Raw genomic sequence first — 12,952 nt, forward strand, 5'->3', positions numbered from 1 at the left:
GCCGAGTGGTGGGGCGAAGACCTTTTGCTTACTTTTGGGTCTTTCCAAAAGTGAGCCGCTGTAAGAGCGGAACCGATATCAGCCGTTACCGCAGCAACGGATATACCCTCAACCCTCAACCCTCAGGCCAAAACGCCCGAATCCCCGCAACTCCCTGCCCCCCCGCCGCCCAAGCCTTCTCCCGCTCGGCAGGCCCAACCCCACCCAACAAAAACACCGGCCTGCTAAACCCACCGATCAACTGCGCCGCCTGCTCCCACCCCAACGGCTGAGCATCCGGATGCGTCTGCGTTGGCTCCACCGGCGACAACGTCACAAAATCCACGTCCATCATTTCCGCCAGCGCCAGCTCTTCAGCGTTATGACACGACGCCGCCAACAGCCGATCCTTCGGCAACGGCCGCCCCTTGCTCGCATACTTGCGCAGTTGCGCCGACGTCATATGCCACCCCGCCGAAGGAAAATCCCCCAGCCACTCAAACGGCCCCTTGAGCATCAACTGCGCCTTCCCCGCACACAGCCCCACCGCGTCCACCGCAAGGTCGCGATATTTTGGGTCGTAGCCATTAGGCGCACGCAACTGAACCAGCTTGATGCCACCAGCAATGGCTGTCTGAAGACCGCGCAACAACGCCGGAGCCTCCAGCTCGCCCGGCGTAATCAGGTAATCGGCAGGCAAACGCGCCGCCGTCACGATCGGCGCATTCGCCGCCGGGAACTCATAGTTGATCAAATCCCGAGGCGCCACCCATTCCAGCGGTTGCCCTTCGACCCCATGAGGCTCGCCGGTAAAAGCCGAGACTTCCCAGACATCCAGCAACACCTGCTTGTCCGGGTAGTCATGCTGCACCTTGATCAGCGGACGCGCCGTGGTGACCTGAATGCCCAGCTCTTCCTGCAATTCGCGGGACAAGGCGGTGGCGACCGACTCATCGGCCTCCACCTTGCCGCCGGGAAACTCCCACAGGCCGCCCTGATGCTGAGTATCGGCACGGCGCGCCAGCAGAATCCTGCCGTCGACACCGCGGATCACCGCTGCTGCTACATGCACTCGTTTCACCGCGTTTATCCTCTTGTCGATCAGGTACGGTATTCCGCGTTGATCTTCACGTACTCGTGGGACAGGTCGGTGGTCCAGATGGTTTCGCTGCAGGCGCCGCGACCCAGTTCGATGCGGATGGTGATTTCTTCCTGCTGCATCACCGCCGAGCCCTGGGCTTCGGTGTAGGTCTCAGCACGGGCGCCACGGCTGGCGATGCACACGTCGCCAAGGAACACATCAATTTTGCTCACGTCGAGATCCGGCACACCGGCACGGCCAACGGCGGCCAGGATACGGCCCCAGTTCGGGTCGGAGGCAAACAGCGCGGTCTTGATCAGTGGCGAATGGGCCACGGTGTAACCCACGTCCAGGCATTCCTGATGGTTGCCGCCGCCGTTGACTTCAACGGTAACGAACTTGGTCGCGCCTTCGCCGTCACGCACGATGGCTTGGGCCACGTCCATGCACACTTCAAACACTGCCTGCTTCAACGCCGCGAACAGCGGGCCGCTGGCGGAGGTGATTTCCGGCAGGTCGGCTTGGCCGGTGGCGATCAACATGCAGCAGTCGTTGGTCGAGGTATCGCCGTCGATGGTGATGCGGTTGAACGACTTGTTCGCGCCGTCAAGAATCAGGCTGTGCAGCACATCGCGGGAAACCTTCGCGTCGGTGGCGATATAGCCAAGCATGGTCGCCATGTTCGGGCGGATCATGCCCGCGCCTTTGCTGATGCCGGTCACTGTCACGGTCACGCCGTCGTGCACGAACTGACGGCTCGCGCCTTTTGGCAGGGTGTCGGTGGTCATGATGCCGGTCGCCGCTGCCGCCCAGTTATCCACAGACAGGTCATCCAGTGCGGCTTGCAAGGCGCCTTCGATTTTCTCGACTGGCAGCGGCTCACCGATCACGCCGGTGGAATACGGCAGCACTTGGCTGGCGTCCACGCCGGTCAACTGGGCCAGCTTGGCGCAGGTGCGCGCGGCAGCCACCAGGCCCGGCTCGCCGGTGCCTGCGTTGGCATTGCCGGTGTTGGTCAGCAAGTAACGAATGTTTCCGGCAACGCGTTGCTTGGCCAGGATCACCGGCGCTGCGCAGAACGCATTGAGGGTGAACACACCGGCGACGGTCGAACCTTCGGCACAACGCATCACCACCACATCTTTGCGCCCAGGGCGCTTGATGCCGGCCGAAGCGATACCGAGTTCAAAACCAGCAACCGGGTGCAGTGTGGGCAAAGGACCAAGACCAACAGCCATGAATGCGCTCCTTAAAAATTAGGTGATGTGTGTGCCGTCGCGGACGACGGTGAAATTAATGGCAAAACGCCGCGACGGCAAAAGCCGGTCGCGGCGCGGGGTGTTGCAGCGTCAGGCAAAAATCTTAGTTGATTTCGCCGTGGCAGTGTTTGAACTTCTTGCCCGAACCGCACCAGCACAGTTCGTTGCGGCCCAGCTTCTGATCGTTGCGAACCGGGGACTGAGCCAAGGCTACATCGACTTCCTCGCCGAGGATTTCCGGAGCATCAAGCCCTGGCGCCTCGTCGTGCTGGAACTGCATGCGCGCAGCCAGTGCTTCGGCTTCCTGACGCAGGCGGGCTTCTTCCTCGATCGGGTCTTCGCGACGCACCTGAACGTGGGACAGCACGCGAATCGAATCGCGCTTGATCGAATCCAGCAGTTCGGAGAACAGCGTGAAGGACTCGCGCTTGTACTCTTGCTTCGGGTTCTTCTGGGCGTAGCCACGCAAGTGGATACCGTGACGCAAGTGGTCCATGGTCGACAGGTGGTCTTTCCACAGGTCGTCCAGCACGCGCAGTACGATCTGTTTCTCGAAGGTGCGCAGCGCTTCGGCACTCGCCTGCTCTTCTTTCTCGTTGTACGCGAGCAGCAGCTCGGTCATCAGCTTCTCGCGAAGCGTTTCTTCGTACAGGTGATCGTCTTCGTCCAGCCATTTCTGGACTGGCAACTCAACACCGAAGTCGGTCTTCAATGCTGCTTCCAGACCGGCAACATCCCACTGCTCGGGCAGGGACTGTGGCGGGATGTGGGCGCTGACGGTGGCGTTGAGCACGTCCTGACGGAAATCAGCGATGGTCTCGCCAATGTTGTCGGCGGCCAGCAACGTGTTACGCATGTGATAGATCACTTTACGTTGTTCGTTGTTGACGTCATCGAACTCAAGCAGTTGTTTGCGAATGTCGAAGTTACGACCTTCTACCTTGCGCTGAGCCTTCTCGATGGCGTTGGTCACCATGCGGTGCTCGATCGCTTCACCGGACTGCATGCCCAAAGCCTTCATGAAGTTCTTCACCCGGTCAGAGGCAAAGATACGCATCAGGCTGTCTTCCAGGGACAGGTAGAAACGGCTGGAACCGGCGTCACCCTGACGACCGGCACGACCACGCAGCTGGTTGTCGATACGGCGCGATTCGTGACGCTCGGACGCGATCACCTGCAGGCCACCGGATTCCAGCACGGCCTGGTGGCGTTTCTGCCAGTCAGCCTTGATCTGGGCGATCTGCTCAGGGCTCGGGTTTTCCAGTGCTGCGACTTCCACTTCCCAGTTACCGCCCAACAGAATGTCGGTACCACGACCGGCCATGTTGGTGGCGATGGTCAGTGCGCCCGGGCGACCGGCCTGGGCAATGATCTCGGCTTCTTTTTCGTGGAACTTGGCGTTCAGTACCTTGTGCTCGATACCTTCCTTGTTGAGCAGGTTGGACACGTGCTCGGAGGTTTCGATGGTGGCGGTACCCACCAGGATCGGACGGCCCTGGGCCATGCCGTCCTTGATGTCGTTGATGATTGCCGCGTATTTCTCTTCGGCAGTCAGGAACACCAGGTCGTTGAAGTCTTTACGCGCCAGCGGCTTGTTCGGCGGGATAACCACGACCGACAGACCGTAGATCTGGTGGAATTCGAACGCTTCGGTGTCGGCTGTACCGGTCATGCCGGACAGTTTGTTGTAAAGACGGAAGTAGTTCTGGAAGGTGGTGGACGCCAACGTCTGGCTTTCGGCCTGAATGTTGAGCATTTCCTTGGCTTCGATGGCCTGGTGCAGGCCTTCGGACAGACGACGACCCGGCATGGTGCGGCCGGTGTGTTCGTCAACCAGCACGACCTGGCCGTCCTGCACGATGTATTCAACGTTGCGATGGAACAGCTTGTGAGCACGCAGGCCAGCATACACGTGGGTCAACAGGCCCAGGTTGTGTGCCGAGTAGAGGCTTTCGCCCTCGGCCAGCTCTCCGATCTGCGTGAGCATCTCTTCGACAAACTGGTGACCGGCTTCGTTGAGTTCGACCTGACGGGTCTTCTCGTCGATGGTGAAGTGACCTTCTTTGGTCACCACGCCTTCGACTTCCTCGATGTGCTGCTCCAGGCGCGGGATCAACTTGTTGATCTCGGTGTACAGGCGCGAGCTGTCTTCGGCCTGGCCGGAGATGATCAGCGGGGTACGGGCTTCGTCGATGAGGATGGAGTCGACTTCGTCGATCACGGCAAAGTTGAGTTCGCGCTGGAATTTTTCTTCCATGCTGAACGCCATGTTGTCGCGCAGGTAGTCGAAACCGAATTCGTTGTTGGTGCCGTAGGTGATGTCGGCAGCGTAAGCCATACGCTTCTCTTCCGGCGGCTGGAACGGCGTGACAACGCCGACGGTCAGGCCGAGGAATTCATACAGCGGGCGCATCCAGTTGGCGTCCCGGCGAGCCAGGTAGTCGTTCACCGTCACAACGTGCACGCCCTTGCCGGACAGTGCGTTGAGGTAAACGCCCAAAGTAGCCACCAGGGTCTTGCCTTCACCGGTGCGCATTTCGCCAATCATGCCTTCATGCAAGGTCATGCCGCCGATCAACTGGACGTCGAAGTGGCGCATGCCCATGACACGCTTACCGGCTTCACGGGCAACCGCGAAGGCTTCGGGAAGCAGCTTGTCGAGGGTTTCACCTTTGGCTATGCGGGCCTTGAACTCTTCGGTCTTGGCGCGCAATTGCTCGTCCGAAAGGGCAACCATCTGCTCTTCGAAGGCATTGACCAGCTGCACCGTCTTGAGCATGCGTTTAACTTCGCGCTCATTCTTGCTTCCAAAAAGTTTCTTTAACAAAGGCGCAAACATATCGGCAGGTTCTTCCACACATAGGGATGGAGGGCGCACCGTGAGTGGCCCGAGCAGCCCTCACGGCCGCATGCGAACGCGCATTCTACCCGGATTCGTGGGTGAGGAAAGTGGCGTTATTCCCCGATGCTGGCATGGCGCTGTGAGAGGGCCTGTTTAAAATAAGGGCTTTTGCTGGAACTTCAACCCACAGAGCGCAGAAGTTACCTAATTGATTTCATGGGCAATGCCCGGTCAGCACATCGCCTGGGGCCGCACAGGCGCTTTCTGCTAAGATGGCGGCTCTGTTACTTAAGGTGTCTAAAAATGGCATTTCGCCCACTTACAGCCCGCGCGCCCAGCGTGTTGCTTCGCGAAGCCAAGCCGTTGAAAGCCATCTTTGGCCACGCGCAACGCTTGGGCCATTTGCAACGCCTGCTCGACAGCCAGCTGCAACCCGCCGCACGTGAACATTGTCATGTCGCGTCCTGGCGTGAAGGCAATTTGCTGTTAATCGTCACCGACGGCCATTGGGCCACCCGTCTGCGCTATCAGCAAAAACGCCTGCAACGTCAATTGATGGCGTTTGATGAGTTTGCCAGCCTCACACGCATCCAATTCAAGGTGCAGCCGCCGACCGTGCAGCAAGGCGCGGTGGGGCACACGATGGACCTCTCGGAAAACGCGGCCGAAACCATTCAGGCAACGGCCGACGGGATCAGCGACCCAGGGTTGCGCGCGGCACTGGAACGGCTCGCCGCCCATGCCAGGCCCAAAACCTGACCCACGACCTATTTGCGCTTGCTGCCGCCCAGTAACGAGCCCAACAAACCTCGCACCAACTGACGACCCATTTGATTCGCGGCCTGCTGCATCGCTGACTTGAGTGCCTTGCCTGCGGTGGAGCCCAGAAACGCGCCTGCCTTGTCGGTAAAGCTTGGTTCTCCGGCGGCCGGCGGGGCCTCCTCGGTCGGCCCGAGGTCCTTGCGTGCTATCAACACTTCATAGGCAGACTCGCGGTCAATCGGCTTGTCGTATCGGCCCAGCAACGGCGAACTGGCGATCAATGCCGCGCGTTCGGCCTCACTGAGTGGCCCGATGCGCGATTGCGGTGGTGCCACCAGCACACGCTGGACGACTTGCGGCGTGCCCTTTTCCTCCAGGGTGCCCACCAACGCCTCGCCGGTGCCCAGCTCGGTCAATACCGACAAGGCATCGAACGCCGGGTTGGGTCGGAAGCCGTCCGCAACAGCCCTCAGGGATTTCTGTTCCTTGGTGGTGAAAGCGCGCAAGCCATGCTGGATGCGCAGACCGAGTTGCGCCAACACTGTGTCAGGCAAATCCCCCGGCGATTGTGTGACGAAATACACGCCCACGCCTTTGGAGCGAATCAAGCGCACCACTTGCTCCAGGCGGTCCTGCAACGCCTTGGGCGTATCGGCAAACAACAAATGCGCCTCGTCGAAAAACAGCGCCAGCAGCGGTTTGTCAGCATCACCGCGCTCCGGCAATTGCTCAAACAGTTCGGCCAACAGCCATAACAGGAACGTTGCGTAAACCTTGGGCGCCTCATGCACCAGGCGGCTGGCGTCGAGCAAATGGATACGCCCCCGGCCATCGCTGGCGGGCTGCAAAATATCTTCCAGTTGCAGCGCCGGCTCGCCAAACAAGGCTTCGGCGCCCTGCTGTTCCAGCACCGCCAGACGCCGCAACAGCGCCTGGCTGGAACCGGTGGTCATCAACGCGGCATCGTCGCCCAGCAGTTCCGGGTGATAACGCAGATGGTTGAGCAGTGCCTTGAGATCTTTGAGGTCCAGCAGCAACAGGCCCTCGCGGTCCGCCACTTTAAAGGTGGCGTACAGCGCCGATTGCTGGCTGTCGGTGAGTTCCAACAGCGCGCCGAGCAATAACGGGCCCATTTCGCTGATGGTAGTGCGCAAAGGATGACCGCTTTGCCCGTGAATATCCCACAGCGTCACCGGATACGCCTTCGCGGTGTAATTGAGGAACGGCATGCCTGCGATACGTTCGGCCACTTTGCCTTGAGGGTTGGCTGCAGCGCCCAGCCCGCACAAGTCGCCTTTGATATCGGCTGCAAACACGGCCACGCCCGCTTCACTGAAAGCTTCAGCGAGACGTTGCAGCGTGACGGTTTTGCCAGTGCCCGTGGCGCCCGCAATTAACCCGTGGCGGTTGGCCAGGCGCATGGCCTGGGCGATGGGCTGACCGTCTAAACCAGCGCCGATAAGAAGTTGCGTGGAGTCAGGCATTTCGTCACCTATGGTTAAGCTTTAATGACGCCAGGTCGATAAAGACAGATGTGAGACCCACAAAGTCTAAAAATAGGACAGATAGTTCCTACAGGGGTAAAAGACAAATATCACACCTTTTTTGACGCTGCCATTTCGCGCATCCCACAAGGACGTGCTTCGGATATTAAGACCTTAGCGGACCCTACAAGCCATGAATAAAAATCTGCGCTTCAGCCATAAAATCCTGCTTGCAGCCTCCCTTATCGTGATCGCCGCTTTCGCCCTGTTTACCCTCTATAACGATTACCTGCAACGCAACGCGATCCGCGACGACCTTAATAGTTACCTGCATGAAATGGGCGATGTCACCGCCAGCAGCATTCAAACCTGGCTGACCGGGCGCATTGCCCTGGTGGAAAACGCAGCACAAAATATCGCCATCAACCCGGAACCCGCGGTGGTGGCAACCCTGCTTGAACAGAAAGCCCTGACGTCCTCGTTCATGGCCACCTACGTCGGCGACAGCCAGGGCACCTTCACCATCCGCCCCGAAACCAAGATGCCGGACGGCTTCGACCCCCGCGTTCGCCCCTGGTACAAGGGCGCCCAGAGCACCAACGGCTCTACACTGACCGAACCCTATATAGATGCGGCCACCGGGCAGTTGATCATTTCCATTGCCACCCCCAGCGTCACCCGAACCGGCCAGAGCATCGGCGTGGTCGGCGGCGACCTGAGCCTGCAAACACTTGTGGATAACATCAGCGCGCTGAATCTCGGCGGTATGGGTTATGCGTTCCTGGTCAGTGCCGATGGCAAAGTGCTGGTGCACCCGGACAAGAGCCTGGTGATGAAGACCCTGGCGGACGTGTACCCGAAAAACACCCCGAAGATCAGTGGCGACTTCAGCGAAGTGGAGGCTAACGGCAAAGACAACATCGTGACCTTTACCCCGATCAAAGGCCTGCCGTCGGTGAACTGGTACCTGGGTATTTCGGTGGATAAAGCCAAATCCTTCGCCATGCTCAGTGAATTTCGCACCTCGGCGGTGATCGCCACGATCATTGCTGTGGTGATCATCATCGCGCTGCTGGGCATGCTGATCCGCGTGCTGCTGCAACCCCTGCACATAATGACTCGCGCCATGCAGGACATCGCCGATGGCGAGGGTGACCTGACCCGCCGCCTGACCATCCAGAACCAGGACGAATTCGGCACGCTGGGGACTGCTTTCAACCGCTTCGTCGAGAGGATTCATACATCGATTCGCGAAGTGTCCTCGGCCACCGAACAGGTGAATGAAGTCGCTCTGCGCGTGGTCAGCGCCTCCAACTCGTCAATGGTCAACTCCGACGAGCAGGCCAACCGGACCAACAGCGTTGCCGCCGCCATTAATGAACTGGGCGCCGCTGCCCAGGAAATCGCGCGCAATGCGGCGCAAGCCTCGCATCAGGCCAGCGACGCCCGGCAGTTGGCTGAAGACGGCCAGCAGGTGGTAGAGCGCAATATCAAAGCGATGAACCAGTTGTCTCAGATGATCAGCGCTTCCAGCAGCAATATTGAAGCGCTCAACAGCAAGACGGTGAACATCGGGCAAATTCTTGAAGTGATCACCAGCATCTCCCAGCAAACCAACTTGCTGGCGCTGAACGCTGCGATCGAGGCGGCACGTGCCGGGGAAGCCGGACGCGGGTTCGCGGTGGTGGCGGATGAGGTGCGCAACCTTGCGCATCGCACCCAGGAGTCCGCGCAACAAGTGCAAAAGATGATCGAGGAACTGCAAGTCGGCGCCCGTGAGTCGGTCAGCACCATGAGTGAGAGCCAGCGCCACAGCCTGGACAGCGTGGACATCGCCAACCTGGCCGGTGAGCGCCTGAACAGCGTGACTCAGCGCATTGGCGAGATCGATGGGATGAACCAATCGGTCGCCACCGCCACCGAGGAACAGACCTCGGTGGTGGAGTCGATCAACATGGACATCACCGAGATCAACACTCTCAATCAGGAAGGGGTGGAAAACCTGCAATCGACCCTGCGCGCGTGCACCGACCTGGAACGACAGGCCGCGCGGTTGAAGCAGCTAGTCGGCAGTTTCCGTATCTGATCCGGCGCACCGTTATTCTGCAGTGGGTTCGGGCGCGCCTTTGTGCTGCTCCCACAACTCGGCGGCACCGGGAAATTCGGTGCCGTCTTCGGCGTTCAGGTCATCCGGGTCAAATCGGCTCAAACAGCCCTCCCCCAAAGTCGCAGGGGCTTTGGAGGTGGCTTTGTCCAGTGGGTCGTTCATCGATCACTCCTCAACGGCAGGCAAAGAAAAAGGGCCTGGGACGATTTAACGCCCAGGCCCTCTTTCTCTTCAATCAAAAGCTTCAATCAATAACTGCGGCTATTAGAACACCACGGTTTTGTTGCCGTGCACCAGCACGCGGTCTTCCAGGTGGTAACGCAGGCCACGGGCCAGCACCATCTTCTCGACATCACGGCCGAAACGCACCATGTCTTCAATGCTGTCGCTGTGGCTGACGCGCACAACGTCCTGCTCGATGATCGGGCCGGCGTCCAGCTCTTCGGTTACGTAGTGGCACGTTGCACCAATCAGCTTCACGCCCCGCAGGGACGCCTGATGATAAGGCTTGGCACCGACAAACGACGGCAGGAAACTGTGGTGAATGTTGATCACCTTGCCGGCGTATTCACGGCACAGTTCCGGCGGCAGGATTTGCATATAACGCGCCAGCACTACCACATCAGCTTCGTGCTGTTTGACCAGACGGGAGACCTCGGCAAAGGCTGGCTCCTTGTCTTGCGGGTTGACCGGCACGTGGTAATACGGGATGCCATGCCACTCAACCATGCTACGCAGGTCGTCGTGGTTGGAGATCACGCACGCGATGTCGCAGTCCAGCTCATCGCTGTGCCAGCGGTGCAGCAAGTCGGCCAGGCAATGGGACTCACGGCTCGCCATTAACACCACGCGCTTCTTTTGCTCGGTGTCAGTGATATGCCAGGTCATCGAGAACTCTTCGGCGATCGGCGCAAACGCCTCACGGAAAGCTTCGAGGCCAAAGGGCAGCGTATCGGCACGGATTTCGTGACGCATAAAAAACCAACCGCTGAGATCGTCCGAGTGATGGCTCGCCTCGGTGATCCAGCCGTTATGGGAAGCCAGAAAGTGACTGACTTTGGCAACGATGCCAACCCGGTCCGGGCAAGCAATCACCAGCCGAAAAGTGCGCATTAGGGGAAAACTCCAGAACTTCGCAAAGGCCGCCATTCTAGCGATTACTCAGAAAAACTGCAGTATTGATTGCGGCTTATTCTGCGCGTCGGCCCATGCTACAGCCCTTAATAGCGTAAGGTTTTTACCACCGCACTATGACCGTACAACAGCACGCTTGAGCAGTTATGAAAAAATACAGAGATTATCTTTAGGTTTACCACCTACTAATTAACTCGTTTGCATAGCGCTGCCACAAACATTCAACGTAATTCACATAAAAGTCTTCTTTAATGTTTACTTGAGCAAATTGCCTGACTATTATTGGCTCACTTGCCCTGTCAATCAGCGCTCTACATAAGGTAGTCCACATGTCTCTGATCAACGAATACCGTGCCACCGAAGAAGCTATCAAAGAACTGCAAGCCCGTTTGAAGAACCTGTCCCAAGACGACAAGCTGCAAACCGAGCTGGAATTTGAAGGCAAATTGCGCACCCTGATGGGTGAATACTCCAAATCCCTGCGTGACATCATCGCGCTGCTGGATCCAGAGTCGAAAGTTAAAGCACCGCGCGGCGCTGTGAAAACTACCGGCACCAAACGTGCTCGCAAGGTCAAGCAATACAAAAACCCGCACAACGGTGAAGTGATTGAAACCAAAGGTGGCAATCACAAGACCCTGAAAGAGTGGAAAGCCAAGTGGGGCGGCGACGTAGTTGAAGGCTGGGCTACCCTGCTGGGCTAAGCTTCGCCAGGCTCGCGCCTGATAGGCAACACAATAAAAAACGCCAGCTTGCTGGCGTTTTTTATTGCCCGAATAATCTGCAACTACTCGACTACAGGTCCAGCCGTGCGGCTAAAGAGTCGGCATATTCCTGCCACTGATCCAGCACCTCGCACTGCAACGGTGTAGCACTAACAGCCCATTCCTCACGTGCCTGCTTAAATGCCAAAAGGGTATTGGGCGCGCCACACTCCGGACTCGACAAACGTTGCTGACAGAAAAGTTTCCAGCGCTGTTGCTCCTCGTTGTTCAAGGTCTCGGGAAAGTTACGCGCCCGGTAGCGGAATAATAATTCCGGCAAACGATGATCATCAAAAGGCCACTGCTGAAGCGCTAATTGCGTCGGCTCAGCCATACGGACTTGCTCACACAAACGCCGGTCACGGTCTCCAATAAAACCGTCGTAGAGCTGCTGCTCCGGGTCAGTACTCGGCGCAAACTCTTCCTCTGCGTAAAGGGTGGCTAACTTGTCACGCCAAACTTCCTGTGCGTCAGTTAGTCGCAGTGCACGTGCGTGAACGGTGTCCATATCCAAGTGCAATCGCTCCAGGTCTTGTGCCCGCAACACATTCAAGGGCGCCACCACCGGGCACCGGTTGATATGCAGCAACTTGAGCGGCACCGGCAGTTCACCGTCGGCCAAGTCTTCCCGGCGCGTGTAGAGGCGCTGGCGCAACGTCTCGGCGTCCAGATCCAGCAGGCCCTGCGGGTCGAGCCCCAGGTCACACACGATCAACGCATTGCGGTTGCGCGGGTGCCACGCAAGAGGCAGCACCACGCCCAGGTAATGCCGTTGCGCAGAGAAGCGCCCGGAGATATGCACCATCGGTTGCAACAGGCGCACCTGATCCATCACCCGTTGTTTGCTGCGCAATTGAAACAGCCAGTCATACAGCTTGGGTTGCTTCTCGCGCACAAGGCGCGCCAAGGCAATAGTGGCGCGCACGTCCGACAACGCATCATGGGCCTGGCCGTGATCAATGCCGTTGGCCGCGGTCAATCGCTCAAGCTTGAGGGTCACGCGCCCGTCCTGCTCGGGCCAGACGATGCCTTCGGGGCGCAACGCGTAGGCCGTGCGAACCACATCAATCAAGTCCCAGCGGCTATTACCGCCCTGCCACTCACGGGCATAGGGGTCAAAAAAGTTGCGATACAGGCTGTAGCGCGTCATTTCATCGTCAAACCGCAGGGTGTTGTAACCGGCACCGCACGTGCCTGGCGCGGCCAACTCGGCATGTACCCGGGTCATGAAGTCTGCTTCGGCCAAGCCCTTCTCGGCCAGGATGCCAGGGGTTATACCGGTAATCACGCACGCGGCCGGATGGGGCAGGATATCGTCGCTGGGCTGACAGTAAAGATTGACCGGCGGGCCGACTTCGTTGAGCTCGAGGTCGGTACGAATACCGGCGACCTGCAGCGGACGATCCCTGCGCGGGTTAATGCCGGTGGTTTCATAGTCGTACCAGAAAATGGTAGTCACGGGCTGTTCCTTTACTGAAGATCGGCAAAGTCTAGGCGCAGGAAGGCGTTTGGGGCCAGCGATACCTTGACTGTACAAAAA

10 protein-coding genes and 1 pseudogene are annotated in these 12,952 nt (G+C 58.7%); 4 read left to right on the forward strand and 7 right to left on the reverse strand.

Annotated features, from left to right (window positions below; all coding sequences use genetic code 11):
* Positions 1-115: 115 nt before the first annotated feature.
* The 3 genes from Q7C20_RS19855 to secA all read right to left on the reverse strand — a co-directional run bounded on the left by Q7C20_RS19855 (position 116) and on the right by secA (position 5,158).
* Positions 116-1,060 (reverse strand): Nudix family hydrolase, encoded by a 945-nt coding sequence (locus tag Q7C20_RS19855; protein ID WP_375069666.1) that lies wholly within the window; start codon positions 1,058-1,060, stop codon positions 116-118.
* A 20-nt stretch (positions 1,061-1,080) separates the two neighbouring features.
* Entirely contained in the window at positions 1,081-2,298 is a 1,218-nt protein-coding gene (gene argJ, locus Q7C20_RS19860; protein WP_348062114.1) for a bifunctional glutamate N-acetyltransferase/amino-acid acetyltransferase ArgJ, read from the reverse strand.
* A gap of 124 nt (positions 2,299-2,422) precedes the next feature.
* Complete coding sequence (secA, locus tag Q7C20_RS19865; RefSeq protein ID WP_375069667.1) at positions 2,423-5,158, reverse strand: preprotein translocase subunit SecA; 2,736 nt, start codon at positions 5,156-5,158, stop codon at positions 2,423-2,425.
* A 306-nt stretch (positions 5,159-5,464) separates the two neighbouring features.
* Between secA and Q7C20_RS19870 the strand changes: the two genes are divergently transcribed.
* A complete protein-coding gene (locus Q7C20_RS19870; protein ID WP_375069669.1) occupies positions 5,465-5,920 on the forward strand; it encodes a DUF721 domain-containing protein in 456 nt (151 codons plus the stop codon).
* Between the two features lie 8 nt (positions 5,921-5,928).
* Here Q7C20_RS19870 and Q7C20_RS19875 read toward each other — a convergent pair whose 3' ends face one another.
* A complete protein-coding gene (locus Q7C20_RS19875) occupies positions 5,929-7,407 on the reverse strand; it encodes a helicase HerA-like domain-containing protein (protein ID WP_375069671.1) in 1,479 nt (492 codons plus the stop codon).
* Positions 7,408-7,600: 193 nt separating this feature from the next.
* Here Q7C20_RS19875 and Q7C20_RS19880 point away from each other — a divergent pair.
* Together Q7C20_RS19880 and Q7C20_RS19885 are read left to right on the forward strand one after the other, a co-directional pair.
* Positions 7,601-8,635: pseudogene (locus Q7C20_RS19880) on the forward strand (cache domain-containing protein); the annotation flags it as partial.
* 93 nt (positions 8,636-8,728) lie between these two features.
* On the forward strand, positions 8,729-9,493 hold the full coding sequence (locus Q7C20_RS19885) for a methyl-accepting chemotaxis protein (protein WP_375069731.1): 765 nt from the start codon (positions 8,729-8,731) through the stop codon (positions 9,491-9,493).
* A 12-nt stretch (positions 9,494-9,505) separates the two neighbouring features.
* On the opposite strand, the gene Q7C20_RS19890 is transcribed toward Q7C20_RS19885, so the two are convergent.
* Together Q7C20_RS19890 and purU are read right to left on the reverse strand one after the other, a co-directional pair.
* Positions 9,506-9,676 carry a hypothetical protein gene (locus Q7C20_RS19890; protein ID WP_348060171.1) on the reverse strand — a complete coding sequence of 57 codons (171 nt, stop codon included), beginning with the start codon at positions 9,674-9,676 and terminating at the stop codon, positions 9,506-9,508.
* Positions 9,677-9,778: 102 nt separating this feature from the next.
* Positions 9,779-10,627, reverse strand: a complete 849-nt coding sequence (gene purU, locus Q7C20_RS19895; protein ID WP_348060169.1) for a formyltetrahydrofolate deformylase — start codon at positions 10,625-10,627, stop codon at positions 9,779-9,781.
* A gap of 350 nt (positions 10,628-10,977) precedes the next feature.
* On the opposite strand from purU, the gene mvaT reads away from it, so the two are divergent.
* Positions 10,978-11,352 carry a histone-like nucleoid-structuring protein MvaT gene (gene mvaT / locus Q7C20_RS19900; protein ID WP_005790963.1) on the forward strand — a complete coding sequence of 125 codons (375 nt, stop codon included), beginning with the start codon at positions 10,978-10,980 and terminating at the stop codon, positions 11,350-11,352.
* 91 nt (positions 11,353-11,443) lie between these two features.
* On the opposite strand, the gene sbcB is transcribed toward mvaT, so the two are convergent.
* Complete coding sequence (gene sbcB / locus Q7C20_RS19905; protein WP_375069675.1) at positions 11,444-12,871, reverse strand: exodeoxyribonuclease I; 1,428 nt, start codon at positions 12,869-12,871, stop codon at positions 11,444-11,446.
* Positions 12,872-12,952: the final 81 nt, after the last annotated feature.

Origin of the sequence: Pseudomonas sp. AMR01 (assembly GCF_041946035.1) — a bacterium.
GTDB classification, from domain to species: domain Bacteria; phylum Pseudomonadota; class Gammaproteobacteria; order Pseudomonadales; family Pseudomonadaceae; genus Aquipseudomonas; species Aquipseudomonas antarctica_B.